Origin of the sequence: Isoptericola hypogeus (assembly GCF_039531145.1) — a bacterium.
Lineage (GTDB): Bacteria > Actinomycetota > Actinomycetes > Actinomycetales > Cellulomonadaceae > Isoptericola > Isoptericola hypogeus.
In genome coordinates this window covers 157,565-184,145 of sequence record NZ_BAAAPM010000009.1, presented here as the reverse complement: position 1 = coordinate 184,145, position 26,581 = coordinate 157,565, and the positions used below count along the sequence as shown (strand labels likewise).

22 protein-coding genes are annotated in these 26,581 nt (G+C 74.9%); 8 read left to right on the top strand and 14 right to left on the bottom strand.

Going from position 1 to position 26,581, the window contains the following annotated elements; all coding sequences use genetic code 11:
* Nucleotides 1–2: 2 nt before the first annotated feature.
* Nucleotides 3–1,463, top strand: coding sequence for an MDR family MFS transporter (locus ABD254_RS18810; RefSeq protein ID WP_344250293.1), 1,461 nt, complete (start codon nt 3–5; stop codon nt 1,461–1,463).
* Between the two features lie 13 nt (nt 1,464–1,476).
* On the opposite strand, the gene ABD254_RS18805 is transcribed toward ABD254_RS18810, so the two are convergent.
* Nucleotides 1,477–2,688: an FAD-dependent monooxygenase gene (locus ABD254_RS18805; protein ID WP_344250292.1), complete on the bottom strand. Its 1,212-nt coding sequence runs from the start codon at nt 2,686–2,688 to the stop codon at nt 1,477–1,479.
* A gap of 66 nt (nt 2,689–2,754) precedes the next feature.
* Here ABD254_RS18805 and ABD254_RS18800 point away from each other — a divergent pair, with 66 nt between their 5' ends.
* Together ABD254_RS18800 and ABD254_RS18795 are read left to right on the top strand one after the other, a co-directional pair.
* Entirely contained in the window at nt 2,755–3,405 is a 651-nt protein-coding gene (locus ABD254_RS18800) for a TetR/AcrR family transcriptional regulator (protein ID WP_344250291.1), read from the top strand.
* Nucleotides 3,392–3,895 (top strand): nucleoside deaminase, encoded by a 504-nt coding sequence (locus ABD254_RS18795; RefSeq protein ID WP_344250290.1) that lies wholly within the window; start codon nt 3,392–3,394, stop codon nt 3,893–3,895. Before ABD254_RS18800 ends, ABD254_RS18795 begins: the two co-directional genes overlap by 14 nt.
* 15 nt (nt 3,896–3,910) lie before the next feature.
* Here ABD254_RS18795 and dnaG read toward each other — a convergent pair whose 3' ends face one another.
* Both dnaG and ABD254_RS18785 read right to left on the bottom strand, forming a co-directional pair.
* Nucleotides 3,911–5,869, bottom strand: coding sequence for a DNA primase (dnaG, locus tag ABD254_RS18790; protein ID WP_344250289.1), 1,959 nt, complete (start codon nt 5,867–5,869; stop codon nt 3,911–3,913).
* Between the two features lie 10 nt (nt 5,870–5,879).
* Nucleotides 5,880–6,824, bottom strand: a complete 945-nt coding sequence (locus tag ABD254_RS18785; protein WP_344250288.1) for an AraC family transcriptional regulator — start codon at nt 6,822–6,824, stop codon at nt 5,880–5,882.
* Nucleotides 6,825–6,914: 90 nt separating this feature from the next.
* Between ABD254_RS18785 and ABD254_RS18780 the strand changes: the two genes are divergently transcribed.
* On the top strand, nt 6,915–7,370 hold the full coding sequence (locus ABD254_RS18780) for a VOC family protein (protein WP_344250287.1): 456 nt from the start codon (nt 6,915–6,917) through the stop codon (nt 7,368–7,370).
* A 42-nt stretch (nt 7,371–7,412) separates the two neighbouring features.
* On the opposite strand, the gene ABD254_RS18775 is transcribed toward ABD254_RS18780, so the two are convergent.
* The 7 genes from ABD254_RS18775 to ABD254_RS18745 form a co-directional block, all read right to left on the bottom strand.
* On the bottom strand, nt 7,413–8,693 hold the full coding sequence (locus ABD254_RS18775; RefSeq protein ID WP_344250620.1) for a deoxyguanosinetriphosphate triphosphohydrolase: 1,281 nt from the start codon (nt 8,691–8,693) through the stop codon (nt 7,413–7,415).
* 83 nt (nt 8,694–8,776) lie between these two features.
* Nucleotides 8,777–9,535, bottom strand: a complete 759-nt coding sequence (locus ABD254_RS18770) for a metallophosphoesterase family protein (protein WP_344250286.1) — start codon at nt 9,533–9,535, stop codon at nt 8,777–8,779.
* Nucleotides 9,536–9,665: 130 nt separating this feature from the next.
* The gene (locus ABD254_RS18765) at nt 9,666–11,546 is read right to left on the bottom strand and encodes a glycoside hydrolase family 13 protein (RefSeq protein WP_344250285.1); all 1,881 of its coding nucleotides are present in this window, start codon (nt 11,544–11,546) and stop codon (nt 9,666–9,668) included.
* Nucleotides 11,547–11,598: 52 nt separating this feature from the next.
* The gene (locus ABD254_RS18760) at nt 11,599–12,276 is read right to left on the bottom strand and encodes a hypothetical protein (RefSeq protein WP_344250284.1); all 678 of its coding nucleotides are present in this window, start codon (nt 12,274–12,276) and stop codon (nt 11,599–11,601) included.
* Nucleotides 12,277–12,416: 140 nt separating this feature from the next.
* The gene (locus tag ABD254_RS18755) at nt 12,417–13,265 is read right to left on the bottom strand and encodes a sugar ABC transporter permease (RefSeq protein WP_344250618.1); all 849 of its coding nucleotides are present in this window, start codon (nt 13,263–13,265) and stop codon (nt 12,417–12,419) included.
* 73 nt (nt 13,266–13,338) lie between these two features.
* Nucleotides 13,339–14,919, bottom strand: a complete 1,581-nt coding sequence (locus ABD254_RS18750) for an ABC transporter permease subunit (protein ID WP_344250283.1) — start codon at nt 14,917–14,919, stop codon at nt 13,339–13,341.
* Entirely contained in the window at nt 14,919–16,163 is a 1,245-nt protein-coding gene (locus tag ABD254_RS18745) for a sugar ABC transporter substrate-binding protein (RefSeq protein ID WP_344250282.1), read from the bottom strand. Before ABD254_RS18745 ends, ABD254_RS18750 begins: the two co-directional genes overlap by 1 nt.
* 221 nt (nt 16,164–16,384) lie before the next feature.
* Between ABD254_RS18745 and ABD254_RS18740 the strand changes: the two genes are divergently transcribed.
* Both ABD254_RS18740 and ABD254_RS18735 read left to right on the top strand, forming a co-directional pair.
* Nucleotides 16,385–17,407 carry a LacI family DNA-binding transcriptional regulator gene (locus ABD254_RS18740; RefSeq protein ID WP_344250281.1) on the top strand — a complete coding sequence of 341 codons (1,023 nt, stop codon included), beginning with the start codon at nt 16,385–16,387 and terminating at the stop codon, nt 17,405–17,407.
* 80 nt (nt 17,408–17,487) lie between these two features.
* The gene (locus ABD254_RS18735; RefSeq protein ID WP_344250280.1) at nt 17,488–19,299 is read left to right on the top strand and encodes a glycoside hydrolase family 13 protein; all 1,812 of its coding nucleotides are present in this window, start codon (nt 17,488–17,490) and stop codon (nt 19,297–19,299) included.
* 69 nt (nt 19,300–19,368) lie between these two features.
* On the opposite strand, the gene dusB is transcribed toward ABD254_RS18735, so the two are convergent.
* The 4 genes from dusB to ABD254_RS18715 all read right to left on the bottom strand — a co-directional run bounded on the left by dusB (nt 19,369) and on the right by ABD254_RS18715 (nt 25,210).
* Nucleotides 19,369–20,619: a tRNA dihydrouridine synthase DusB gene (gene dusB / locus ABD254_RS18730; protein WP_344250279.1), complete on the bottom strand. Its 1,251-nt coding sequence runs from the start codon at nt 20,617–20,619 to the stop codon at nt 19,369–19,371.
* A 167-nt stretch (nt 20,620–20,786) separates the two neighbouring features.
* A complete protein-coding gene (amaB, locus tag ABD254_RS18725; RefSeq protein ID WP_344250278.1) occupies nt 20,787–22,373 on the bottom strand; it encodes an L-piperidine-6-carboxylate dehydrogenase in 1,587 nt (528 codons plus the stop codon).
* A complete protein-coding gene (gene hglS / locus ABD254_RS18720; protein WP_344250277.1) occupies nt 22,370–23,812 on the bottom strand; it encodes a 2-oxoadipate dioxygenase/decarboxylase in 1,443 nt (480 codons plus the stop codon). Before hglS ends, amaB begins: the two co-directional genes overlap by 4 nt.
* Nucleotides 23,813–23,857: 45 nt before the next feature.
* Nucleotides 23,858–25,210: an NAD(P)/FAD-dependent oxidoreductase gene (locus ABD254_RS18715; RefSeq protein WP_344250276.1), complete on the bottom strand. Its 1,353-nt coding sequence runs from the start codon at nt 25,208–25,210 to the stop codon at nt 23,858–23,860.
* Between the two features lie 83 nt (nt 25,211–25,293).
* Between ABD254_RS18715 and ABD254_RS18710 the strand changes: the two genes are divergently transcribed.
* Nucleotides 25,294–26,295 carry a LysR family transcriptional regulator gene (locus ABD254_RS18710; protein ID WP_344250274.1) on the top strand — a complete coding sequence of 334 codons (1,002 nt, stop codon included), beginning with the start codon at nt 25,294–25,296 and terminating at the stop codon, nt 26,293–26,295.
* 93 nt (nt 26,296–26,388) lie between these two features.
* Nucleotides 26,389–26,538 carry a hypothetical protein gene (locus ABD254_RS18705; protein WP_344250273.1) on the top strand — a complete coding sequence of 50 codons (150 nt, stop codon included), beginning with the start codon at nt 26,389–26,391 and terminating at the stop codon, nt 26,536–26,538.
* Nucleotides 26,539–26,581: the final 43 nt, after the last annotated feature.

The following is a 26,581-nucleotide window of genomic DNA, read 5'->3' as shown; positions in this document are numbered from 1 at the left end:
GTGTGCCCCGCAACGTCGCCGTCTCTGTCGGCCTGCGCTCCGAGCGCGGTCCGATCCTGCTGTCCCTCATGCTCGCGACGGCGCTCGTCGCGCTCGACGCGACGATCATCGCCACCGCGTCCGCGACCATCGCGCGCGAGCTCGGCGGCTTCGAGCAGCTCCCCTGGCTGTTCTCGACCTATCTGCTCGCCCAGGCGGTCAGCACCCCCGTCTTCGGGCGGCTCGCCGACGTGCTGGGGCGCAAGCGCCTCATGCTCGCCGGGGTCGGCCTGTTCTTCCTCGGGTCGGTGCTGTGCGGCGCGGCGCCGACGATGGAGCTCCTCATCGCCGGCCGGGTGCTGCAGGGCCTGGGCGCGGGCGCGGTGATGCCCGTGTCGATGACGATCGCCGCCGACATCTACACCCTGGAGGAGCGGGCGAAGACCCAGGGCTACCTCGCGTCCGTGTGGGCGATCTCCGCCGTGGTCGGGCCGACCCTGGGCGGCGTCTTCTCCGAGTTCACGAGCTGGCGCTGGATCTTCCTCGTCAACGTCCCCCTGTGCGCGCTGGCGGCGTGGATGCTGGCGCGCCGGTACCACGAGCCCGCGCGCGAGGGCTCCCGCGAGCCGATCGACTACATCGGGGCGGGCCTCCTCGCGGGCGGCAGCACCCTGCTGCTGCTGGGCCTGCTCGAGGGCGGCACCCGGTGGGCCTGGGTCTCGCCCGCGTCCGTCGCGATCTTCGCCGCCGGCCTGCTGCTGCTCGCGACGTTCGCCCTGCACGGGCGCCGCACGCGGCACCCGATCGTGGACGTGTCGATCCTTCGCCGCCGCGTCGTCGGCGTCTCCACCGCGATCTCGCTGCTCGTGGGCGTGGTGGTGCTCGGCCTGTCCACCTACGTCCCGATCTACGCGCAGGGCGTGCTGGGCACCGGGCCGCTGGTGGCCGGCTTCGCGCTCGCCGCGATGACGATCGGCTGGCCGCTGTCGGCGTCGAACGCCGGCCGGCTGTACCTGCGGATGGGCTTCCGGCTGACCGCCGTCGTCGGCACGTGCCTCGTCGTCGTCGGGACGGCGCTCACGCTGCTGCTGGGCGCGTCGTCGTCCGTGCTGGCCGTGGCCGCGGCGTGCTTCGTGATCGGCGCGGGTATGGGCCTCACCGCGGTCCCGACGCTCATCGCCGCGCAGTCGCAGGCGTCGTTCAGCGAGCGCGGCGCCGTGACGGGCACGAACATGTTCGCGCGCTCGCTCGGGTCCGCGGTGGGTGTCGCCGTGTGCGGCGCGATCGTCAACGCCCGTACCACGCTGGGGCCGGACGGGACGCCTGCCGGGCCCGGCCTGATGTCGGCCGTCCACCTGGTGTTCTGGCTCCTCGCCGCCGTGGCCGTAGCGCTCGTCGCGCTGGCCGCGCTCATGCCCGCCGACCGCCAGGCGGCCAGGCAGCGCCGGGCCGAGACCGCCGCGACGCAGGCCGCGGCGGCCTGACGCCAGGCACGGCTCAGGGCAGCGGGGGCGGGCGCCAGCCCATCACGGCGCCCGCGCCCCGGGTGACGGCGGCCGCCGGCATGCGCCGCATCAGCGCGTTGCGCAGCCCCTGCCACCGGGGCCCGAGGTGCGACCCGAACCGGCCCGACGTCACCGACGCCCGGGCGAGCGCGCGGCACCGAGGCCGCCGGGCGGCGTCGAAGGCCGCGAGCGCCTCGGCCAGCGGAGCGCCGGCGCCCGTCCGGGCCGCCAGGATCCGCCCGACGCACGCGCCGTCCTCCAGCGCCGTCGCGGCGCCCTGCCCCATCGTGGGCAGGGTGGCGTGCGCGGCGTCCCCGACCATGACGACCCGCCCGCGGGCGTACCCGGGCAGCCCGCCGGGCAGGTGGTGCACGTCGTGGCGCATCACCGCCTCGGGCGGGGTCGCGGCGAGCACCCGGAGCACCGGCGGGGCCCAGCCGGCGAACCGCTCCCGCGCCGCGGCCAGCTCCGCGTCGGCACCGCCGAGGACCGTCCCCTCCGGCATCCGCACGTACCCGTACCAGTAGGTCGCCGCCTCGCCCACGGGCATGATCCCGAACTCGGCGTGCGGACCCCAGAACTGCAGCAGGCCGGGATCCGCGGCCGCGACGGGCAGGACGGCGCGCCAGCTGGAGTAGCCGGAGTAGGCGGTGCGGGCCCCCGGGAAGAGCGCGGCGCGCACGGCGCTGCGCACGCCGTCCGCCCCGACGACGAGGTCGGCCGCGCGCTCGTCCTCCCCCGCCCCGCCTCCCCCGGTCCCGCGGACGGTGTGCCGGACGACGGCCGGGGCGCCGCCCGGCGCGCCCGGGTCGACGGAGGTCACGCGCGCGCTCGTGACGACCTCGACCCCGAGGTCGCGGGCGCGCTCCAGCAGCGCGGCGTGCAGCCGCCCGCGGTGCACACCGCGCAGCGTCGTCGCGGCACGCACGCCCGGGTCGTCCGGGAGCCGCAGGATGGGGCGCCCGTTCCACTCCCAGGTGCCGGTCGCCCAGGTCTGCGGCCCGAGCCCGGCGACGTCGTCGCCGTCGAGGCCCAGGGCGCCGAGGGCCGCCACCGCGTTCGGCGTGAGCGCGACGCCGGCGCCGACCTCGCCGAGCTCGCGCGCCCGCTCGAGCGTCGTGGTGCGCCAGCCGGCCGACGCGAGCGAGATCGCGGACGCCAGCCCTGCGATGCCTCCGCCGACCACGACCGCCGTGGGTGTCATGCCGTGCCTCCGAGGGGATCGATACCACTACGTGCGTTGTGCTATTCATCTTGTCATACTGACCGCGTGCCCCGGACCAACCCCGAACGACGCCGCGCCCTGACCGACGCCGCGATCGCGCTGCTCGCCGAGGCGGGCGTCCACGGGCTCACGCACCGGTCGGTCGAGCGCGCGGCCGAGCTCCCGGCGGGGACGGCCGCCAACTACTTCAGCAGCCGCGAGGAGCTGCTCGTCGCCGCCGCGGAACGGATCGTCGAGCGGCACCTCGCCGACGCCCGCGCGGCGACGGAGGCGTCCGTCGCCCCGGCCCGGAGCGCCGCCACGCCGGGCGCCGCCACGCCGGGCGCCACGACCCTGGACCTCATGACCGACCTGCTCGCCGCATCGCTGCTCGACGCGGCCACCCGGCAGCGCGAGCGCTACCTGGCGATCGCCGAGCTCCAGCTCGAGGCGCGGCGCCGCCCGGCCCTCGCGGCGACGATGGCGGGCCTGGCCACCCAGGCCTCCGACCTCACGGCCCTCATGCACGCCGACAACGGGCTCGACGTCGACCCGGCGGCCGTGCCGACCCTGGTCGTCCTGTACGGCGGGGCGCTGCTGACCCTCGTCACCGGCTCCGTGCCCGTCGACGACGCCACGACACGACGCCTGGCGCGCGCGATCGTGCACGGCTCGCTCGCGACACCCCCGAGAGAGGATGACCATGGAGCACCGTGAGACCACCGTCACCGAGGAGGACCTCGTCCACCTGCGCCGCTGCGTCGAGCTGGCACGCGAGGCGCTCGACGCCGGCGACGAGCCGTTCGGCTCCGTCCTGGTCGACGGGCGCGGGGTGGTGCGGTTCGCCGACCGCAACCGGGTGGCCGACGGCGACGCCACCCGGCACCCCGAGCTCGAGATCGCTCGCTGGGCGGCCGCTCACCTCACGCCGGACGAGCGCCGCGGAGCCACCGTCTACACCTCGGGGGAGCACTGCCCGATGTGCAGCGCCGCCCACGCCTGGGTCTGGCTCGGCCCGATCGTGTACGCCGTGAGCACCGAGCAGCTCACCGGCTGGCTGCGGGAGTGGGGTGTCGCCCCCGGGGCGGTCGCGCCGCTGCCCGTGCCGGCCGTCGCGCCCGGCGTCGCGGTGCGTGGCCCGGCCCCCGAGCTGGCGGACGAGGTCCGCGCCCTGCACGCCCGGTTTCGCGGCGTCGACGGCGCCTGAGCCCGCCGACCGCCGTCAGGCGCTGTCGCGCAGCGTCCGGCGCTGCTGCTCGACCGCCAGCAGCTGCTCGAACGCCAGCCGGTAGGCGTCGGGGTCGGCCGCGGGGTCCAGCCGCTGCAGGCGGCTCTTGGCGTCGGCCACGCGCCGCGTCAGACCGAGGTCGACCAGCGCCCGCACGACGTCCGCGACGTAGGCCCCGATGACGTTCTCCCGGTCCTCGGGCACCGGCGCCACGGCGAGCTCGGTGACCAGGGGCAGCACCGCCTCCGGCGCCTGCTCCACGACCTCCTCGACCCAGCGGCCGCCGCCCAGCTCGCGGCCCGTCGCGGCGCCGCCGGCGGCCCGCACCGCGGCGTGCACGGCGCGCCACGCGGGCACCCCGAACGCGTCCTCGCCGAGGTCGTCGAACGCCGGCGGGACGTGCTGCGGGTACTGCAGCACGACGATCAGCGCCTGGCGCTCCAGCCGCGCGACCGGGTCGCGCGGGTCGGGCGCGGCCAGCACGGGAACCGTCGACGTCCCGTCCGCCGCGCCCGGGGCGGACGCCTCGCCGGGCCGCCGCTCCGAGCGCCGGTCCGGCCCCGCCGCCCGGGACGGCGTCGACGCCGCGCGCCCGACCTCGCGCCGCACCTCCTCGGTGTCGATGCCGATCCAGCGCGCGAGGTTGCGCGCGTACCCGAGCTGCATCGACCGGTCGCGGATCCCCGCGACCAGGGGCGCGGCCGAGCGCAGCGCGCCGACGCGCCCCTCCACGGTCTCCAGGTCGAACTGGTCCAGCGTGGTGCGGATGACGAACTCGAACAGCGGCACCCGGCCGTCCACGAGGGCACGCACCCCCTCGGGTCCGCGCGCCATCCGCAGGTCGCAGGGGTCCATCCCGCTCGGCTCGACCGCGACGAACGTCTGCGCGTGGAAGCGCTGGTCCTCACCGAACGCCCGTACGGCGGCCTTCTGGCCGGCCGCGTCGCCGTCGAACGTGAACACGACCTCGCCGCCGAGCGACGTCCCGGACGCGAGCTGCAGCCCGCCGCCCGCCGTCGTGTCGCCGAGCAGCCGCCGCACCACCTTCGCGTGGTCGCCGCCGAACGCGGTGCCGCAGGTCGCGACCGCCGTCTCGACGCCCGACAGGTGCGCCGCCATGACGTCCGTGTACCCCTCGACGATCACCACGCGCTTGGACTGCGCGATGGCGCGCTTGGCGAGGTCGATCCCGTACAGGACCTGCGACTTCTTGTAGAGCGTGGTCTCGGGGGTGTTGAGGTACTTGGGGCCCTGGTCCTCGTCGTACAGGCGGCGCGCGCCGAAGCCGATGACGGCGCCGGTGACGTCGCGGATCGGCCAGACGAGGCGGCCGCGGAACCGGTCGTAGATGCCGCGCTGCCCCTGGCTGACCAGCCCCGACGCCACGAGCTCCGCCTGCGTGAAGCCGCGGCCCTGCAGGTGCCGCAGCAGGGCGTCCCACCCGGTGGGCGCGTAGCCGACGCCGAACTTCTCCGCGTCGGCGCGGTCGAAGCTGCGCTCGGCGAGGAAGGCGCGCCCGGCCTGCGCGCCGGAGCCGAACAGCTGCTCGGAGTAGAACTCGGCGGCGACGCGGTGCGCCTCGAGCAGCCGCTGCCGCTTGCCGGGCTCCTCGCGGCGGCCCGGGGCGGACGCCGCGCCCGTGCGGGAGTCCTCGTACCGCAGCTGGACGCCCACCCGGTCGGCGAGGTACTCGACGGCCTCGGCGAAGCCCATGCCGTCGATCTTCTGCACGAACGAGATGACGTCGCCGCCCTCGCCGCAGCCGAAGCAGTGCCAGCGGCCGACGCCGGGGCGCACGTGGAACGACGGCGAGCGCTCGTCGTGGAAGGGGCACAGCCCCTTGAGCGAGCCGACCCCGGCGGGCTTGAGCGTGACGTGCGCCGAGACGATCTCGTCGATCCGTGCGCGGTCGCGCACCGCCTCCACGTCCTCGCGCTTGATCAACCCCGCCACGGGTCGGAGTCTATGCCCGCCCGCCGGCCGGCAGGACGCCGCGAGCGGGGCCCGCGGACGCTGCACCGACGAGCGCCTCGCGGGACGCTGCGCACCGCCGGGCGTAGGCGGCTGGCGTGGAGCCGAGGGCCCGCGCGAAGTCGGTGCTCAGGTGCGCCTGGTCGTAGTAGCCGACGGCGGCCGCCAGCGCCGCGAGGTCGTGTGCCGGGTCGGCGGCGAGGAGGTCGGCGGCCAGGTGCACGCGATGGCGCTGCAGCACCCACTTGGGGCTCACGCCGACCCAGCCGGCGAACAGCCGCTGCAGCGAGCGCGTCGACGTGCCCGCGACCGTTGCGAGCTCGGCGACCCCTGCGTCGGGGCCGAGCTCGCCGGAGACGACCGCGGCGAGAGCCCGCGCCACGCGCGCCAGCGCGTCGGCCGACCGGCGCGTGCGGCGACGCTCGGCCACCGCGCGCAGGAGCGGCGTCACTGCCGCGACCGCGCCGCCGTCGTCGCCCGCCCGGGCCGCGGCCACCGCCAGCCGCCCGGCGTCCTCCACCTCGCCCGCGCCGCCGGCCGCCGTCCCCGCGAACGACTCCGCCGCGGGCACGACCAGGCCCGGCCGCACGGCCTCCGGGTGCCCGAGCAGCAGGCGCAGCGCACCGGGCCGCAGCTTGGTGCCCAGCACCGCGCCGGAGCCGCGCAGCGTGCGTGAGAAGAGCCCGGCCGGGATGCCGTGGACGGCGAACCCGCCCGCCTCCGCCACGATGTTCGCGTTCGGGTGCGGGATGACGACCTGCGTGAACTCGGCCCCGGGCGGCAGGTCCCAGCGGACCACCCAGTGCCACTCGACGAGGTCGGCGAGGTCGGGCGCCGGCGGCAGGCGCACCAGCTCGAACCCGCTGCGCGCCGCGCCCGGGTCGACGAGCCCGCGCGTCGACGCGGTGGGCGCCGGCCCAGACTCCGGTTCGAACACGTGTCGCATTCCTCCAAGACTGGCACCGCCCACCGACACGAGCATGGTGGGTGTCCACCACCAACGCCAGGACGACCCCGGAGGGACCTCATGGACCTGTCACCGCTGCACCCGAACCTGACCGTCGCCGACCCACGCGCCGCGATCGACTTCTACGTGGCCGGCCTCGGGGCCGAGGTGATCGACGAGATCACCGCGGGCGACGCGATCATCCACTCCGACCTGCGGATCACCACGCCGGCGGGGTCGTCCACCTTCACGGTGGCGGCCGCATTCCCTGCCGAGGGCGCGGCGGCCCCGGAGCCCGACGGCGCGACCACGGGCTCGTTCACCCTGAACGTCGACGACGCCGACGCCGCGCACGCCCGCGCCGTCGCCGCGGGGGCGACCAGCACCCAGGAGCCGGGCGACTGGTTCCCCGGCTTCCGGCAGGCGGCCGTGCGCTGCCCGGCAGGGCACCGGTGGTTCTTCGCGCAGGTCGCCGAGCACGTCACCGCCGACGACGTCCAGCGCGCCAGCGACGCCTGGGTGGCGGCTCAGGCCTGAGGGGTCACGGCCGGCGCACGAGGCGCGCATGCACGGGAAGGGTCATGCGCGCCGGCGCACGAGGCGTGAATGCAGCTGCGTGGCCGACACGTCCGTCAGCGACGCGACCTGGTCGACGACGACGCGCAGCCGCGCGCCGTCGTCGGCCGCCTCGCGCCAGTCGGCGGCGAAGGCCGGCTCGAGCGCGACCGGCGCGCGGTCGGCGAGCACGTCGACGAGGTCCGCGATGATCTCGCGCTGCGCGGAGTACAGCGGCTCGGACTCCCGCGGCGCCATCACGTAGGTCACGGCGACTCCCTTGAGCGCGAGGATCTCCTCCGCCGTCTCGTGCGGCACCACCAGCTGCGCGGCGTACCGGGTGAGGGGACCATCGCCGAAGACCTCGCGCGTGGCGTCCTGGGCCGCGCCGCTGAAGCGGCCGATGAGCTGGCTCGTCGCGTCCTTGAGCCGGGCGAGCGCGCGCCGGGAACCGTCGAAGTCCGTGACGAGGTAGCCCGTGTCGCGCAGCCGGACGAGGGCGTCGTCCAGCGCATCCGGGTCGTGCCAGTCGCCGTACCAGGCCCGCACGTGCTCGGCGACGCGGGCCCGCTCCTCGGCGTCGTCGAGCACCCGCAGGTCGAGCCGGCCGCCCACGACGGCGTCCTCGACGTCGTGCACGGAGTAGCTGATGTCGTCGGCGAGGTCCATGACCTGCGCCTCCATGCACCGCAAGGGCCCGGCGGGCGCGCCCCGGCGCAGCCACGCGAAGACGGGGGCGTCGTCGGGGTACACGCCGAACTTGTGCGTGGCCGCCCCGTCCGGGCGCGCGGGGCCGCGCCGGTAGGCCCACGGGTACTTGACGCTCGCGTCCAGGCTGGCGCGCGTGAGGTTGAGCCCGCGCGGGGTGCCGTCGGCGGCGAAGATCTTGGGCTCCAGGCGGGTGAGCAGCCGCAGGGTCTGCGCGTTGCCCTCGAACCCGCCGATCGGCTCGGCGATCTCGGCCAGCGCGCGCTCGCCGTTGTGCCCGAACGGCGGGTGCCCGAGGTCGTGGGTGAGGCACGCGGTGTCCACGAGGTCGGGGTCGCAGCCCAGCGCCCGCCCCATCTCCCGGCCCACCTGCGCGACCTCGAGCGAGTGGGTCAGCCGGGTGCGGACGAAGTCGTCGCTGCCGGGACCGAGCACCTGCGTCTTGGCGCCCAGGCGTCGCAGGCCGGAGGAGTGCACCACCCGGGCGCGGTCGCGCTCGAACGCCGTGCGGTGCTTGGACTTGGGCGGCTCGGGGAACCACCGCGCGGTGTCGGCGTCGGTGTACGACCCGAGCCACTCCTCGCCGGGGCGCGCCATCTGCCCGATCACGGTCGGGTCGAACGCGCCCTGCTCGAAGGTCTGCACGCCTTGAGCCTAGCGACCGCCGCCGACGCCCGGGCTCACGACCCGGCCGGCTGGAGCCCCCGGTACAGGCCCGTGCGGAGCTCCCGCTCCCAGGGTCCGTACTGCGGCATGTCGGCCTCGCGCGCGACGGCGAGCTCCGCCTCGACGTCGTACGGCACACGCACGTGCTGCAGGGCGAACGGCCCCGGGTCGGGCGAGTCGAGCACGCCCTCGAGAATCACGTAGGACGGCACGGGTTCGTCGATCGGGTTGCCGACGCTGCCGGTGTTGAACAGCGTCCGGCCCCGGTAGACGTCCGCGAACGCCTGGTGGATGTCGCCGTACCCCACCACCACCGGCTCCGGGCCGGGGCCGGTGAGCTCCGTCGTCGCGAACATCCCGTGGAACTCCTCGCGCGAGTGATACCGGCGTACCCGCGTGTGCACGTCCGTCGCCGAGGCGTGGAACAGCCGGATGCGCCGGCCGGACAGCAGCAGGTCGTGGCTCAGCGGCTTCGACGCGAGCCACGCGCGCTGGTCCGCGCGCAGCTCGTCGCGCCACCACACCAGCCCGCCGTCCCCGTCGTCTGGGATCGCAGGGAGGAAGTCGTCCCAGTTGCCGCGGACGTCGACGTCGCACACCTCGCGCAGGCGGTCGACGACGGCGCTCCCGCGCGGGCCCTTGCCGGCGTCGTCGCCGAGGTTGATCACCCGGGCGATCCCCCGGGCGGCGACGTCCGCGAGCACGGCCTCGAGCGCGCCGAGGTTGCCGTGGACGTCGGAGATGACGGCGATGCGTCCCAGGTCGCGGCTCACGGGCCCGATGCTGCCATGCCGAACACGGGATCGGGATCGCTTTCCGCCCGCTTTCCGACCCGAACCCCGTGTTCGGCGACCGGGGTGGACGGCGACCGGGGTGGACGGCGCTCAGGAGGGCGGCCGGTCGTCAGGCGAGGCGGAAGACGCCCACGCCCGGGCCGTCACCGGCGACCTCGAGCCCCGAGCCCGTGACCGTCAGCGCGACGTCGCCGTACAGGACCTCCGGGTGCGCGCCCGGCGCGAGCAGGTGCCGCGGCAGCCGGGTGCCCGGCCACGGCGCGCGGGCGAGGACGACGAGCACGCGCTCGCCGGGCGTCTCGCGCAGGTAGGCCACGGCGTCGTCGTGCACGAGCGCCCAGCGCAGGCCGCCCGCGCGCAGGGCGCCCGACGACGAACGCAGCGCCGACAGCCGCCGGTAGACGCCGAGGGTGGCGGCGTCCCAGCGCGGGCCGCCGCCGCGGGACGCCTGGTCCCATGCCATCGTGACCCGGCCGTGCTCGCCGTTCGTGCCGGTCGCGCCGACCTCGTCGCCCGCGAGGACGACCGGCGTTCCGGGGTAGGTGAACAGGAGCGCCGCCGCCACCTCCACCAGGTCGCGGGAGCCGACGAGGCTGCGCAGCCGCGGGGTGTCGTGCGAGCCGAGCATGTTCCACTGCGCGGCCGTGACCTGCCACGGCACGGCCGCGGCGAACTCGCGCATCGTGGCGACCATCGCGGACGCCGGCCGCCGCGGCACGGGCACCGGGAGGTCGAGGGACGGCACCGTGGACGCCGCGGGGACCAGCCACGACCAGGCCGGCCGGGTGAACCCCGCGTAGTTCATGTTGGCGTGCCAGCCGTCGCCCGCCAGGTCGGCGGAGGCGTCGTGGAAGTGCTCGGCGACCAGCGCGCCGTCCGGCCGCTCGGCCACGATCCGCGCGCGCACGGCCCGCGCGACGTCGAGCGCGCGGTCGGCACTCCCCCGCCGGCCGGTCATGTTCGCGACGTCGACGCGCCAACCGTCCAGACCGAACGGCTCGCGCAGGTACCGGGCGACGACGGCGTCGTCCCCCGTGACCATGCGCCGCCACGTCTCCCGGGTGGCCCAGTCCAGCTTCGGCAGCGACCCGTGCCCGAGCCACCCGACGTACGGCGGCACGCCGTCAGCCCTGTGCACGACGTCCGGTCCGGCGTCGGCCCACACGTACATCTCGTGCTCCGGCGACGCCGGGTCGGCGAGCGCGCGGGCGAACCACTCGTGCCCGTCGCCGGTGTGGTTCGTCGTGATGTCGCCCATGAGCCGCATGCCGCGCGCGTGCACCGCCCGGGACAGGGCCCCGAGGGCGGCGTCCCCGCCGAGCAGCGGGTCGACGGCGTCGAAGGTCGCGGCGTCGTACCGGTGGTTGGACCGGCCCGGGAAGACGGGCGTGAGGTACAGGGTGCGCACGCCGAGCGCCTCGAGGTGGTCCAGCCGCTCGCGGATCCCGGCGAGGTCACCGCCGTAATACTGCGTGCCGGCCAGCGGGCCCGAGCCGGCGGGCTCGTCGTCCCACGCGGCGGGCACGGCCCACGACGGGAGCTCGCGCGCGTCGGCGGCGGCCGAGCGCGCGAACCGGTCCGGGAAGACCTGGTACGCGAGCCCCTCGGTGAGCCAGCCGGGCGCCGGGGCGTGCGTGGTGAGGCGGAAGCTCGCGGCGTCGGGCACCTCGCGGTCGTGGACCCCGCGCCCGTCGAGCCAGCGGTACCCGCCGGGCACGTCGAGGAAAAACCGGTAGGAGGTGACCGGGTGGTGCACGACGACGTCGGCGGCGAACCAGTCCTCGTGCGCGTCGCCGCCGTCCGGCCGGGCGGCGGCCATCCGCGGCTCGCCGTCGCGGACGGTGCGCAGCCAGACGCCGCGCGCGCCGGAGCCCTTCGGCACCCGCACGCGCACGGGAACGGGGTCGCCGAGCGCCGGCGTGCCGGGCGTCACGAAGACCTCTGACCCGTCGTGGTGCGGCTGGTCGAGCAGGTGGTCGTGCGTCGTCATGTCGTCCTCTCGTCCGGCGCCCACCCGCCGGACCGACGACCTGACGGCGTCCCTAGCGGCGGCGGCGCCCGATCGCCCACCCGAGGGCGAGCGCGATCGCGATCCCGACGGCCTGTCCGCCGAGGATCACTCTGTTGAGATCCAGCACGGGCTGGAAGCGGGTGCCCTCGGCGGAGACGACGACGACACCCAGCGGCTTGACGCGCAGGCCGTAGCCGCCGCCCCCGCCGCCGCCCTCGCCCTGCCCCTCGCCGTGGAGCTCGGCGTTGGCCTCGCCCTTCGCCTCGCCCTTCGCCTCGCCCTTGGCGTCGCCCGAGGCGTCACCGTGCGCGGAGCCCTGCGGCGCCCCGGCGGCGGGAGACCCCGCGTCGTCCGGGGCCGCGGCCTCGGCGCCCTCCGCGGGCGCCGAGAGCGCCGCATCGCCGGAGCCGAACCGGAAGGAGCGGCTCCATCCGCCGGCGGCGCCCTGGCCGGTCCCCCGGCCGGACCCGCCGGCGGTGCCGCTGCCCGTCCCGCTGCCGGCGCCGGTGCCGGCCCCGTGGCCGGTGCCGGTGCCCGCGCCCCCTCCGGAGCCGGTGCCGATCCCACCCCACACCTTGGCGACGGGGATGACGAGCTGGCCTTGGTGCTCATAGGGCTCGCCGTACGCACGGCGCACGGAGAACGAGTCGTCGGCGGCGTCGGAGAGCCGCGCGAGGTCCGGGGCGTAGGTGCGCGTGTCGTCGGTCATGACGCTCAGGCTAGGACCCGGCTGTGACCGCCGCCACAAGGACGGCGGTCACCTCGGCGCGCCGCCCCCGGCGTGTCGGCGCCCCGGCGGCGCGCCCCGGTCCGTGGCAACGGACCGGGGCTCGGACCAGGGCGCGGGCGTCAGCCCTTGACGGAGCCCGCGGTGAGCCCGCCCACGATGTACCGCTGCAGGAAGAGGAACAGCGCCAGCACCGGGAGCGCGGACAGCACGGCCCCGGCGGCGAACAGCCCCCAGTTGGCCTCGAGCAGCGACGACACCCATCCGTACAGGCCCACGGCCAGGGTCCAGTTCGACTCCGACTGCAGCACCACCCGGGCGATGATGAACTCGCCGAACGTGCTGATGAAGCTCAGCAGCGCCACGACGGCGAGGATCGGCGTCACCAGCCGCAGGATGATCGTCCAGTACACCTGGGCGTGCGAGGCGCCGTCGATCTTGGCCGCCTCGTCGAGCTCCCGCGGGATCGTGTTGAAGAACCCGTACATGAGGAACGTGTTCACCCCGAGCGCCCCGCCGAGGTAGACGCAGATCAGCGCGAGCCTCGAGTTCAGACCCAGGGCGGGCACCACCTGGCCCAGCGAGATGAGCAGCAGGAAGATCGCGACGAACGCGAGCATCTGCGGGAACATCTGGATGATCAGCAGCGACGTGAGCCCCAGCCGCCGGCCCGTGAACCGGAAGCGCGAGAACGCGTACGCCGCCGCCGCGCCCATGAGCACCGTGCCCACGGAGGTGGCGACGCCGATGACCAGCGTGTTGCCCATCCAGGTCCAGAACCTCGTGTCGCCGAGGGCCGCGTAGTTGGTGCCGCTCACCTCGGCGAACAGCTCGTTGGACCCCGTGAGCGTGCCCGTGGGCGACAGCGACGCCGAGAGCACGTACACGAGCGGGAAGACGGCGAACGCCACGGCGAGGACGCCGACCACGTGCCGCCAGCCCAGCTCCCGCGCCCAGCGGCCCGGGCGCATGCGCGTGCGCAGCTGCTGGCTCTGCCCCTGACCGTGACCCGGCAGCGCCGGGGCCTGCGTGTGCGTCGTCATCTCAGCTCAGCTCCTCGAGCTTGCGGGTCTGGCGGAACGCGATCGCCGAGATCGCCCCGACCACCACGAAGATCACGATGGACAGCGCGCTGGCGAGCCCGTAGTCCCGGGGCGCCGAGCCGTCCAGCCCCGACACGTTGTAGACCATCGAGATGAGGATGTCGGTGTGCCCGAGCGGCACGGACGCGTCCTCGAACCGCGGCCCGCCGCCCGTCAGCATCTTGATCAGGGTGAAGTTGTTGAAGTTGAAGGCGAAGCTCGAGATGAGCAGCGGCGCCGTGGCCACCAGCAGCAGCGGCATCGTGAGGGACCGCCAGGTGCGCCATCGGCCCGCGCCGTCGATCTTCGCCGCCTCGTACACGTCGCCCGGCAGGGACTGCAGGGCGCCCGTGCAGATGAGGAACATGTAGGGGAAGCCCAGCCACAGGTTGACCAGCAGCACCGACACCTTGGCGAGCCACGGGTCGGTGAGCCACGGGATGCTCACGCCGCCCAGCAGCACCTGGTTCACCACCCCGAAGCTCTCGTTGAGCATGCCGGCCCACAGCAGTGCCGCGAGGAACCCCGGCATCGCGTACGGCAGGATCGTCAGCGTCCGGTAGATCTTCCGGCCGCGCAGGCGCGGGTCGTTGAACACCATCGCGAGGAACATCCCGAGGGCGAACGTCGTCGCGACCGACAGGGCCGCGAACACGAACGTCCACGCGAGGATCTTGACGAACGGCTCCGCGTAGCGCGGGTCGCCGAACGCGGTCGCGAAGTTCTCGAACCCGACCGTGACGCGCCAGCCCACGGGGAGCGTCGTGCCGTCCGCGGCCTCGAACTGCCCGTCGTCGTTCGGGGTGTAGACCACCCCGGTCGACGTGTCGGTCATCGTGTCGGCGCCGGCGTCGTACTCCAGCACCGACTGGAACACGTACCCCGTGCGGGCGTCCTGCGTGCGCACCGAGCCGTCGGCGGGGTCGTCCGAGACGGGCACGCGCAGCGCGGTGACCTCGTCCTGGCGCTCCAGCACCTGCTGACGGTCCAGCACCGTCCAGCCGGGCAGCGCGGTGACGACGCCGTCGGACACGGTGGCGTCGGGCGCCTCGGCGAGCGGCTCGTCGGCCGTGCCGACCTCGGCCTCGCCGGCCTCGTCCGTGACGGCGAACCCGAGGTCCCCGCCGTCGGAGGCCACCACCGTGAGCGGCGCGGAGGGCGAGCCCTCGACGCGGCGCTCGTTCTGCACGAGCAGCGCCTCGATCGCCTGCTCCTTGGTGGAGTTGTGGCCGTCGCCGTAGTTGGTGAACGCGACGTAGCCGGTGTAGCCGATCACGTAGACCTGGTAGACGAGCAGGAACGCCAGGCCGGGCAGGATGTACTTCAGCGGCAGCGCGCGCTTGGTGAAGTAGACCCAGTTCGCCGCGACGAGCAGCGCGACCATGGCCGCGAGGATCCCCCACGACCCGGCCTTCCAGGCGGCGAGGACGCCGAAGACGCCGAGGGCGTCCACGAGGGCGATGAGCACGAGCTTGACGGCGAAGCCGGCTCCGGAGAAGCTCCCGGAGCCGGCCTCGGCGCCCCTGTAGCGGGGACGGGACATCAGCCGAGCGCGCCCTCGATGTCGGAGACCATCTTGTCCCACGCCGCCACCGGGTCCTTGGCCTTGCCCGAGAAGATGTTCGCCTCGGTCACGCCCCAGAAGGACCAGACCGAGCCCATCTCCGGGATCGACGGCATCGGCACGGCGCTGGCGCCGACCTCACGGAAGCCCGCGACGATCGGGTCGGACGACGCGGCGTCCGCGGCCGCGGTGAGCGCCGGCGGGCGGCCGCCTGCCTCGAACAGCGCGGTCTGGGCCTCCTCGGTGGCGAGGTAGTTCACGAGGAAGTCGTTGGCCAGCAGGGCGTTCTCGCTCTGCGCGCTGACGTAGAAGCCCTGCACGCCGACGAACGGCTGCGCGGGCTGGTCGCCGGGCGCGGGGACCGGGTCGATGGCGAGGTCCAGGTCGGCGAACTTCTCGAGCATCCACGGTCCGCCGATGATGAACGGCGACTTGCCGTTCGCGAACGCGTTGACCGCGATGTCGTAGGTGATGTCGACGCTGAAGTGGCCCGCGTCGCCCTCCTCGGCGAGCCAGGTCGCGAAGGCCTCGCCGTTCTCGCCTCCGAGCATGAGCTCGGGACGGTAGGAGCCGTCGTCGTTCTGCGCGAAGACCGGCGCCCCGAAGGACGTCTGGAACGGGTAGAACGTGTACGGGTCGCCGTTGCCGCCGTCGGACTGGATGAGGAACGGGAACTTGGTGCCCGCCTTCTCGCCCGCGGCGACCATGTCGTCGTAGGTGGCGGGCGCCTCGGGCGCCAGCTCCGTGTTGCGGATGAGCGCGATGTTCTCGATCGCGTACGGCAGGCCGTAGACCTGGCCGTCCTGCGTGAAGGCCTGGACCGAGACCTCCTCGAACTCGGCGGCCTTGTCGCCCAGCTCGATCGGCGCGACGACGCCGTTGGTGGTGAACTCGCCCAGCCAGTCGTGCGCACCGACGGTGATGTCGGGGCCCTCGCCGGTGGGGACCTGCGCGAGGAAGTCGGCGCGGATGTCCTCGTAGTTCTTCTGGACGAGCTCGACGTCGACGCCGGACTCTTCCTCGTACGCCTCCGCGGCCGCCTGGACGGCCGCCTCGCGAGTCTCGTCGACCCAGACGGTGAGCGAGCCGGTCGCCTCGGGCGCCGCGCTCGACGCCTCGCCCGTGGGCTCCTCGGTGGCGTTGCCGCCCGTGTCGCCGCTGCCGCACGCCGTGAGGGCCAGCGTGCTGGCCAGGGCGGTGGCGAGAAGGATGCTCCGTCGCATCGTGAGTACTCCCAGCTGTCATCGGTGGACGGCCCGCCGGCGACGCTTGCCGCCGGGCCCTGCTGGCCACAACGTACGGACCGGCTGCACGGATTGCAAGATCTTGCGATAACTTTTCAGCAACGTGCTTGCAGCATCGCCGGCACCCACGACGACGCGCCCGTCCGCGCGGCGTCGATCATCCAGGACGAGGAGGTCCGGTGTCCCATACGATCACTCGGGTGCGCACCCGACTGAGCGACCTGGCCGAGCAGGCCGGCGTCTCCACCGCGACGGTCTCGCGCGTGCTCAACGGCAAGCCCGGCGTGGCGAGCTCGACGCGCCAGGCCGTGCTCACGGCGCTGGACGTGCTCGGCTACGAACGCCCGTCGGCGCTCCGGGGCCGCTCGGCCGGCCTCGTGGGGCTGATCGTCCCCGAGCTCACCAACCCCGTGTTCCCGGCGTTCGCCCAGGCCATCGAGTCGTTCCTCGCCCAGCGCGGGTACACGCCGCTGCTGTGCACCCAGGCGCCCGGCGGCACCACCGAGGACGAGTACGTGAGCACGCTCGTCGACCACAGCGTCGACGGGATCGTCTTCGTCTCGGGGCTGCACGCCGACAGCCGCGCCGACCACACGCGCTACGAGCTGCTGCGCAGCCAGGGCGTGCCGATCGTGCTGGTGGGCGGCTACGCGGCCGGGATCGACGCCCCGTTCGTCTCCCCCGACGACGCCGAGAGCGTGGACGTCGCCGTCCAGCACCTGGTCTCGCTGGGTCACTCGCGGATCGGCCTCGCGATCGGCCCGGAGCGGTACGTGCCGGCGCAGCGCAAGCTCGCCGCCTTCCTCGCCGCCCTCGTGCGCCACGGGCTGGCCGACGACGAGGCCGCCGCGCGGGAGCACGTCCGCTCGACCCTCTACACGCTGGAGGGCGGCCAGGCCGCCGCGGCGGAGCTCCTCGACGCGGGCCACACCGCCGTCGTCTGCGCGTCCGACCTCATGGCCCTCGGCGCGATGCGCGCCGCGCGCTCGCGCGGCCTGACGGTGCCGGACGACGTGTCCGTCGTCGGGTACGACGACGCGCCGCTGATCGCCTTCACCGACCCGCCCCTGACCACCGTGCGGCAGCCGGTGGAGGCCATGGCCCGGGCGGCCGTGAGCGCGCTGCTCACGGAGATCCACGGCGAGCGGGCGCCGCGCACCGAGCTGCTCTTCACCCCCGAGCTGGTCGTGCGCGGGTCGACAGGCGCAGCGCCCAGGGACTGAGACGTTCTGCAACGGTTGCTGCAAGGCTTACACTCGTCGGTCGTACCAGGACACCGCCCGACCAGGTGAGGAAGCCGCCGATGACCTCCACCCAGCCGACCACCCCCACCCTCGACCCGACGCGCGCCGGCGCCGTCGTGCACGCCGGGAGCGACGCCGCAGGCCAGTGGTGGCGCGACGCCGTCATCTACCAGGTCTACCCGCGGTCGTTCGCCGACGGGAACGGCGACGGCATCGGCGACATCCCCGGCGTGACGTCCAAGCTCGACCACCTCGCCACGCTCGGCGTGGACGCCGTCTGGCTCTCGCCGTTCTACCGCTCCCCGCAGAAGGACGCGGGCTACGACGTCGCCGACTACCGCGACGTCGACCCGCTGTTCGGCACGCTCGCCGACTTCGACGAGATGCTCGCCGGCGCCCACGCCCGCGACATGCGCGTCGTCGTCGACCTGGTGCCGAACCACACGTCCGACCAGCACGTATGGTTCGCCGCGGCGCTCGCCGCCGCGCCCCGCTCCCCCGAGCGCGCCCGGTACGTCTTCCGCGACGGCCGCGGGCCCGCCGGCGACGAGCCGCCGAACAACTGGCAGTCGATCTTCGGCGGCCCGGCCTGGACGCGCCTCGCTCCGCGGGACGACGACGGCCCCCTGGGGCCGCAGTGGTACCTGCACCTGTTCGACTCCTCCCAGCCCGACCTGGACTGGACGCACCCCGAGGTGCGCGCGGAGTTCGAGGAGGTGCTGCGGTTCTGGCTCGACCGTGGCGTCGACGGCTTCCGCGTCGACGTGGCCCACGGCCTGATCAAGGCCGAGGGGCTGCCCGACTGGGACGGGCACGTCGAGATGGTCGCCGGCTCGAGCGAGGGCGGCGCCCCCGCCTCGTTCGAGAAGGACGTCGAGCCCGGCGCGCCGGAGGACGGCTCCACCGGCGCCGGCAACGCGGGGCCGATGTTCGACCAGGACGGCGTGCACGACGTCTACCGCGCGTGGCACCAGGTCCTCGCCGAGTACGACGGCGACCGCTGCCTCGTGGCGGAGGCGTGGGTCGAGCCGCTCTCGCGGCTCGCGCGGTACGTGCGCCCGGACGAGATGCACCAGGCGTTCAACTTCTCGTTCCTCACCACCGGCTGGGACGCGCCCGCGCTGCGCACCGTCGTCGCGGCGTCCTACCGGGCGAACGACGAGGTCGGCGCCCCCACCACCTGGGTGCTGTCGAACCACGACGTCGTGCGGCACCCGTCGCGCCTCGGCGCCGCCGACCCGTCGGTGCGGCCGAACGGCATCTTCGCCACCGACCCGCAGCCCGACGAGGAGCTCGGCCTGCGCCGCGCCCGGGCCGCGACGCTGCTGATGCTGGGCATGCCCGGCTCCGCGTACCTGTACCAGGGCGAGGAGCTCGGCCTGCCCGAGCACACGTCGCTCCCCGCCGAGGTGCGCCAGGACCCGGCGTTCTTCCGCACCGAGGGCGCCGAGGCCGGACGCGACGGCTGCCGCGTGCCGCTGCCCTGGTCGGCGGCCGCGCCGGGCTACGGCTTCGGGGCGACGGCCGAGACCTGGCTGCCGCAGCCCGAGTCGTTCGCGCGGTACGCGGCCGACGCGCAGTACGGCGTCGAGGGCTCGACCTTCGAGACCTACCGGGCCGCGCTCGCGACCCGGCGCGCCGAGGGGCTCGGCCACGGCGGCCTCGCCTGGCTGGACGCCTGGGCCTCGTCGCCGGACGTCGTCGCCTACCGCAACCGCGGCGTCGCCGTGATCGCCAACCTGGGCACCGAGCCCGTGGTCCTTCCGGCCGGCGCCGAGGTGCTGCTCGCCTCCGGGCCCGTACTCTCCGACCGGTCCGCCGTCCCGCAGGCGCGCGTCCCCGCCGACACGACGGTCTGGCTCCGCGCCTGACCCGTTCGTCGGTCGAGCTTGTCGAGACCCACGAACGGAGTCTCGACAAGCTCGACCGACAAGGTCCGGTCAGCCGCCGCTGACGCTCAGCTCGGCCTCGCGCAGCCTCGCCTCGAACTCCGCGTCGAGGTCGCGCGAGTCCAGCCAGCCGTACGGCAGGTGCGGCTGCTTGGGCGACCCGGCGCGCCCGCGCGGGCCCTCGGCGTCCTCGCCGGGGTAGCCGAGCGTGAGGTCCAGGGCGTCGAGGCGCTCGCGCAGCTCGGCGAGCGTGGACACCATCGCCAGCGCGTGCCGGGTCTCTCCCCCGACCGCGTACCCCTTGAGGTACCAGGCCATGTGCTTGCGCAGGTCGCGCATGCCCTTGCCCTCGTCGCCGTCGAAGTAGTCGATCATCAGCTCGCCGTGGCGGTAGATGGTGTCGGCCACCTCGCGCAGGCCGGGGCGCACGCGGGTCTCGGCGCCGTGGAACGCCGCCGCGAGGTCGGCGAACAGCCACGGGCGGCCCTGGCAGCCGCGCCCGACGACGACGCCGTCGGCGCCGGTCTCGCGGACCATCCGCACGGCGTCCTCGGCCGACCAGATGTCGCCGTTGCCGAGCACGGGGACGGTCGTCACGGCCTCCTTGAGCCGCGCGATCGCGGTCCAGTCGGCGGTGCCGGAGTAGTGCTCGGCCGCGGTGCGGGCGTGCAGGGCGACGGCTGCCGCGCCCAAAGACTCCGCGATGCGGCCGGCCTCGAGGTACGTCAGGTGGTCGTCGTCGATGCCCTTGCGCATCTTCACCGTCACCGGCACGCCGTGCGGCTCGGCGGCCTCGACGGCGGCGCGCACGATGTCGGTGAAGAGCTGACGCTTCCAGGGCAGCGCGGCACCGCCGCCCTTGCGCGTCACCTTGGGCACCGGGCACCCGAAGTTGAGGTCGACGTGGTCGGCGCGGTCCTCGCCCGCGATGATCTTCACCGCGGCGCCCACGGTCGCCGGGTCGACGCCGTACACCTGCGCGGAGCGCGGGGTCTCGTCGTCACCGAACGTCACGATGCGCAGCGACTCGACGTTGCGCTCCACCAGCGCCCGGCTCGTGACCATCTCGGCCACGTACAGCCCCGGGTCGAAGCCCTGCGACGCCCCCGCCTCGCGGCACAGGGTGCGGAACGCCCGGTTGGTCACGCCGGCCATCGGCGCCAGCACCACGGGGGTGTCGACGGTGATCGGCCCGATCTGCAGCGGCGGCAGCACCCGGGTCTCGGACGGCGGCACGCCGGGTGCGCGGTCGGGCCGCGGCGTCGTGCTGACGGGATCGAGGGTGGAAGTCACGTCCCCCATTGTCGCAAACCGGCGGGGTCCCCCCGGGGTCAGGTTCGTCACGCCCCGCCGCGGCATCGCCGTGGCCGTCGTGCCGTGCCGGTCCCGGGCCTGGCACCCCTCGATCGAGCCTGCCGGGACCGCGGTCCGGTGCGGCGGTCTCGACAGGCTCGACGGGCGACCCTCGGTCAGCCGAAGTTGACCCCCTGGGCGAGGGGCAGGTCGGTCGAGTAGTTCACGGTGTTCGTGACGCGCCGCATGTACTGCTTCCACGAGTCGGAGCCGGACTCGCGCCCGCCGCCGGTGGACTTCTCGCCGCCGAACGCGCCGCCGATCTCTGCCCCGGAGGTGCCGATGTTGACGTTGACGATGCCGCAGTCGGAGCCCGCCTCGGACAGGAAGACCTCGGCCTCGCGGCCGTCGAGGGTGAAGATCGCGCTGCTCAGCCCCTGCGGGACGTCGTTGTGCAACGCGATCGCCTCGTCGAGCGTGTCGTAGGCCATGACGTAGAGGACCGGGGCGAACGTCTCGCGCCGCACGACGCCCGTCTGCGCGGGCATCCGCACGACCGCGGGCGACACGTACGCCGCGCCGGGCGCCCCGTCCACGGCCACCGCGTCACCGCCCACCACGACCGTGCCGCCGTCGGCCCGCGCCTCGTCCAGCGCGGCCGCCATGCGCTCTCGCGCGCCGGCGTCGGTGAGCGGCCCGACGAGCGTGCCGTCCGCGCGCGGGTCGCCGACCGGCAGCCCGGCGTACGCCCGCTCGAGGCGCGCGACGACGTCGTCCACGACCGAGGAGTGCACGATCAGGCGGCGCAGCGACGTGCACCGCTGCCCGGCCGTCCCGGCCGCGGCGAAGACGATGCCGCGCACGGCCAGGTCGAGGTCCGCCGACGGCGCGACGACGGCCGCGTTGTTGCCGCCGAGCTCCAGCAGGTAGCGCCCGCCGCGGGCAGCGACCACGGGCGCGACCTGCTGCCCCATGCGCTCGGACCCGGTGGCGGACAGGAGCGCCACCCGACGGTCGGCGACGAGCGCCTCCCCCGCCTCGCGCCCGCCCACCACGACGGTGCTCACGGCCGCCGGGTGCCCGGCCTCGGTCAGCGCGCGACGCAGCAGCGCGTTCGACGCGAGCGCGCTCAGCGGCGTCTTCTCGCTCGGCTTCCACACCACCGTGTCGCCGCAGACCAGGGCGATCGCCGTGTTCCACGACCACACCGCGACGGGGAAGTTGAACGCGCTGATCACGCCCACGACGCCCAGCGGGTGCCATTGCTCCATCAGCCGGTGGCCGGGCCGCTCCGACGGCATCGTCCGCCCGCCGAGCGTCCGCGACAGGCCCACGGCCAGGTCGCAGACGTCGATCATCTCCTGCACCTCGCCGAGCGCCTCGGAGGTGATCTTCCCGGCCTCGATCGTCACGAGCTCCGCCAGGTCCGCCTTGTGCTCGACCAGGAGCTCGCCGAGGCGCTTGACCACCGCGCCGCGGGCCGGGCCGGGCACCGAGCGCCACGCGCGGAACGCCTCTGCCGCTGCCGCGACGGCGGCGTCGACGTCGGTCGCCCCCGCCTCGGGGAGCGTCGTGATCGCCTCCCCGGACAGCGGCGAGACGACCTCGAGGGTCGAGCTTGTCGAGATCCCTGGGGTGGTTTCGACAGGCTCAACCAGCGGGAGCGTGACGCCGAGGCGTCCCAGCGCCGCCGACGCGGCGTCGCGCAGCTCGGCGGTGAGCGGGGTGGTGCGGGGCGTGGTGGACGTGTCGGTGCCGGTCATGCCTGGGCTCCCTTGCTGACGGGGGTGGTGTCGAGGGTCTCGGGGTCGACGCCGAGGCGGGTGGCCGCGGCGTCGCGCGACGCCGCCACCTGGGCGGCGTACAGGTCGAAGGGGTCGTGCAGCTCGCGCCCGAGGGCGCCGGACATCCAGTCCGCGTCGCGTTCCGCGCCGGCCTGGCTGGCGTCCTTGGACCCCTCGTCGGTGAGGTTGGACTGGAAGATGCCCGCCGCCGAGCGCGGCAGGAAGTCCTCGTAGACGACGGGCTCCCGGCGCACCATGGTGGACAGACCCGTCGTGGTCTCGACAGGCTCGACCGACGACGCGACCTCGTAGGTGAACCAGCCCAGGCCCTGCTCCACCAGCCCGGCCTCGGTGTCGGGGAACGTCTCCCGCCAGACGCCGGGTGTCGCACCCTGCGCGATGGCGGCGTCGTACCGCGCCCGCCCGGTGCGGGTGAGCGCGATGCCCCGCGCCTCGACCTCGCCGAACCGCACGCGCAGCGAGTCCCGCACGACCTCGCCGGTCGGCGTGCGGAACGTGCGCGGCTCCGCGAGGGCGCGGAACGACGTCTGACGGAGCAGGACGTCGGGCCCCTCCCACAGCGGCGGCCCCTGGATGGCGTCGATCATCGTGATGCCGCGCGCCTCCATGCGGGCGTACAGGTCGTCGATGTCGAGCACACGCGGGGTGAGGTGGTTGATGTGCGTGGACGGCACGCCGCCGATGTCGGCCGCGACGGCGGAGACGGCCTCCAGCTCGCGGTACCACGCCTGGTCGACGGGCTCCCGGCCGAGCTCGAACGCCCCGGTGGCCAGGCGCAGGAACTCCCGCGCCTCGGCGGTCGGCAGCCCGCCGTCGGCCTCGGCGCGGTCGGCGAGCGCCAGCAGCTCGGGCCGGAACAGCGTGCGCGCGCCGAGGAAGTTCTCGAGCCGCGCCTGCAGGTCCGCGCTGAAGAACCGCCGGTCGCCCGGCACCAGCATGGAGGTGAAGACGCGGAACGGGTTGCGCGCCAGCTCGGCGCGGTCGATCGGCCGGAACGCCGTGGAGATCACCGGCACGGACGACGACGAGGCGTCGCGCAGGTCGTAGAAGCCCACGGGGTGCATGCCCATCGCGCCGAAGACCCGTGCCACCTGCGCGATCTCGGCCGGCGTGCCGACGCGGATGGCGCCGTGCCGCTCGGCGGTGACGCGGTCGATGGAGCCGAGCCGCTCGGCGTCGGCGCCGCGGGCGCGCACGACGTCCGCGTTGACCTCGTGCGACACCTCCAGCAGCGTCGTGTAGGCCGGCACCTCGTGGCCGTACATGTCGGACAGGGAGCGCGCGAACGCGGCGCGCAGCTGCCACGGCGCGTAGAAGTCCGGCGCGTCGAGGTCCGGTGTGTCGAGGTCCGGTGTGTCGAGGTCCGGTGTGTCGAGGTCCGGTGGCTGGTCGTTCACGGTCTCTCCGTCGAGTCGCTGGGTCGGGTCGGTCCTGGTCGCGGGTCAGATGATGTTGGCCTCGGCGTGCCCCTCCCCGCCGGCCCCGACGACGGCGAAGCGGTCGGCGGTGAAGGCGGACACGTCGACGGCGGCCGACGCCGGGCCGGCGCGCCCGGCGTACAGGTCGCGCACGGCCTCGCCCACGGCCGGGGCCTGCAGGAAGCCGTGCCCCGAGAAGCCGCACGCGTACAGGACGCGACCGGACGGGGCGGTGGCCTCGCCGATCAGGGCGTCGTGGTCGGGCGTCATCTCGTACAGCCCGGCCCACCCGCCGGTGAGCGGGGCGGCGGCGATGGCCGGCGTGCACCGGGCCGCGGCCGCGCGCAGGGTCGGCTCCCACGCGGGATCGTAGGCGGTGTCGAACCCGACGGGCGTACCAGGCTCCGACATGCCGAGCAGCAGCTCCCCGGGCTCGCGGCCGTCGTGCAGGTAGAACGTCGTGCCGAAGTCGATGGTAAACGGCAGCCCCGCAGCCGGGACGCCGGCCGGGCGCTCGAGCCGCGTGGTGAACGCGATCTGCCGCCGCACCGGGTCGACGGGCAGGTCGAGGCCCGCCATCGCCCCCAGCGGGCGCGACCACGCGCCGGCGCACAGCACCACGGTGCGCGCCCGCACCCGGCCGCGCGACGTCGTCACGACGAGCCCGTCGGTGCCGCCGGGGCCGCCGGGCTCGGCGTCCGGCTCGATCCCGGTCACGGCCGCACGGGTGCGCACCCGCGCCCCGTGCCGCTCGGCGCCGTCCGCGTACCCGGCGACGACGGCGCCGGGATGCGCCCAGCCGTCGCGCGGTGCGTACGCGGCGCCGGCGTACCCCTCGGCCGCGAGGTACGGGTTGAGGCCGCGCGCCTCGGCGAGCGTGAGAAGGCGCGCGTCGACGCCGAGCCCGCGCTGCATCGCCGCGGACGCCGCGAAGAGCTCGACGTCGTCGTCGGTCGGGAGCACGAAGAGGTAGCCCGGCTGCCGGAGCCCGATGTCGGCGCCGGGCCGTCGCCGGAAGTCCTCGAACAGCTCGAGGCTGCGGTGGCCCAGCGCGACGTTCGCGGCCTGCGAGAACTGCGCCCGGACTCCCCCGATCGGCTTGCCGGAGCTGCCGCCGGCCAGCTCGCCGGCCTCGACGAGCAGCACGTCGGCACCGTCCTCGGCGAGGTGGAACGCCACCGACGCACCCATCACCCCGCCGCCGACGACGACCACGTCGGCCCGCGCGGGCAGCGGCAGCGTGCCCCGCGCCCCGCGCTGTGGCGCGCGATGCCGGGGGGCGCCATGTCGCGGGACGCCCAGCCCTGCCGCCACCCGACCTCCTCGTCCGCGCAGCTCGCCCGTGCTGTCGACCGGCGGTTCCGCCGTCGTCGTCATCGTGGCGCGCTCGAGTGTCCAGCACCATCGAAGATTTGTCGCCGAAACCGTTCAGGTCTCCTGAACGGTTGTAGCCTGGCGGGATGGGAATCCTCTCGTCCGACCCACGCACCGACGCACGGTCCGGCGACGGCGCACCCGCGGGATCGGAGGCCGCGCGCGACCTGCCCGCCCGTGACCTGCCGTGGTCGGGCCTGCGGGCGCTGTGCGCGCTCGCGGAGCACCGCACGATGACGGCGGCGGCCACGGCCCTCGGCTACACCACCGGGGCGGTGTCGCACCAGCTCGCGGCCCTCGGGCGGGCGCTCGGCACCGACGTGGTGCGCCCGCAGGGGCGCGGCGTCGTGCTCACCGAGGCGGGCACGGCACTGGCGGGCCGGGCGGAGGACCTGCTGGCTGCGCAGCGCGAGGCGGTCGGCGCCGCGCGGGCCGCGACCGGTCACGCGGCGGGGACGGTGCGGCTCGGCGCCTTCGCGACCGTCGCCGCGAGCCTGCTGCCCCGCATCGTCGCGGAGGTCGGCGCCGCGCACCCGCAGGTCGTGCTCGAGGGCTTCGAGCTCACCGTCGACGACGTGGCCGCCAGCGTGCGGCGCGGGGACGTCGACCTGGGGCTCGGCCTCGACTACCCGCGCGCGCCGATCCCCCGCCTGCCGGGCACGACCCTGCGCCCGCTGCGCACCGAGCGGTTCGCCCTCGTGTCCTCGCCGGCGTGGGACCTGCCGGACCGGCTGCACCTGGCCGACGTCGCCCACCTGCCGTGGATCCTGCCGCCCATGCCGACGCACTACGGCGCGGCGGTGCGCGGGGCCTGCAGGGCCGCCGGCTTCGAGCCCCGGCCCGCGCACGAGGTGAACGACACCTCGACGACCCTCGCCCTCGTCGCCCAGGGCCTGGGCGTGGCCCTCGCGACCCCGGTCATGCGCGGGCTGCGTCCTGGCACCGACGTGTTCACGAGCACGCTGCGCGACGTCGTCGAGCGGGAGATCGTGCTGCTGGAGCCGGCAGCCACCCCGCGCCGACCGGCGCTGGACGCCGTCGCGCGCGTCATCGAGGACGTCGTGCACACCACCCACGTCACCCCCTGAGCCCGGGGAGCGGATTCGCGTGGATCACACCGTTGTGGGAGGTTCGATACACGGCGGCGCCGCACGGGCGCCGCATGGAAACGGGAGGTCACCATGCCCGCATGGCTCATCCTCATCCTCGTCGGCGTCGTGCTCGTGATCCTCGGGCTCGCCACCGAGATCGGCCAGTTCCTCATCTGGATCGGCGTGATCGTGCTCGTCGTGAGCCTCGTGCTCGGGCTGATGCGGCGCAGTCGTACCTGACCTTCCTCCGCGGCGCCCGAGCCGCGACGTACGAGGGGCCCGG

Bases quoted from the DNA above. Each gene is read 5' to 3' on its own strand.
- ABD254_RS18805 (WP_344250292.1), bottom strand. From the start codon at position 2,688: ATGACACCCACGGCGGTCGTGGTCGGCGGAGGCATCGCAGGGCTGGCG.
- ABD254_RS18795 (WP_344250290.1), top strand. From the start codon at position 3,392: ATGGAGCACCGTGAGACCACCGTCACCGAGGAGGACCTCGTCCACCTG.
- ABD254_RS18780 (WP_344250287.1), top strand. From the start codon at position 6,915: ATGGACCTGTCACCGCTGCACCCGAACCTGACCGTCGCCGACCCACGC.
- ABD254_RS18775 (WP_344250620.1), bottom strand. From the start codon at position 8,693: ATGGCGCGCCCCGGCGAGGAGTGGCTCGGGTCGTACACCGACGCCGAC.
- ABD254_RS18765 (WP_344250285.1), bottom strand. From the start codon at position 11,546: ATGACGACGCACGACCACCTGCTCGACCAGCCGCACCACGACGGGTCA.
- ABD254_RS18760 (WP_344250284.1), bottom strand. From the start codon at position 12,276: ATGACCGACGACACGCGCACCTACGCCCCGGACCTCGCGCGGCTCTCC.
- ABD254_RS18755 (WP_344250618.1), bottom strand. From the start codon at position 13,265: ATGCGCCCGGGCCGCTGGGCGCGGGAGCTGGGCTGGCGGCACGTGGTC.
- ABD254_RS18750 (WP_344250283.1), bottom strand. From the start codon at position 14,919: ATGTCCCGTCCCCGCTACAGGGGCGCCGAGGCCGGCTCCGGGAGCTTC.
- ABD254_RS18745 (WP_344250282.1), bottom strand. From the start codon at position 16,163: ATGCGACGGAGCATCCTTCTCGCCACCGCCCTGGCCAGCACGCTGGCC.
- ABD254_RS18735 (WP_344250280.1), top strand. From the start codon at position 17,488: ATGACCTCCACCCAGCCGACCACCCCCACCCTCGACCCGACGCGCGCC.
- dusB (WP_344250279.1), bottom strand. From the start codon at position 20,619: ATGGGGGACGTGACTTCCACCCTCGATCCCGTCAGCACGACGCCGCGG.
- amaB (WP_344250278.1), bottom strand. From the start codon at position 22,373: ATGACCGGCACCGACACGTCCACCACGCCCCGCACCACCCCGCTCACC.
- ABD254_RS18715 (WP_344250276.1), bottom strand. From the start codon at position 25,210: ATGACGACGACGGCGGAACCGCCGGTCGACAGCACGGGCGAGCTGCGC.
- ABD254_RS18710 (WP_344250274.1), top strand. From the start codon at position 25,294: ATGGGAATCCTCTCGTCCGACCCACGCACCGACGCACGGTCCGGCGAC.
- ABD254_RS18705 (WP_344250273.1), top strand. From the start codon at position 26,389: ATGCCCGCATGGCTCATCCTCATCCTCGTCGGCGTCGTGCTCGTGATC.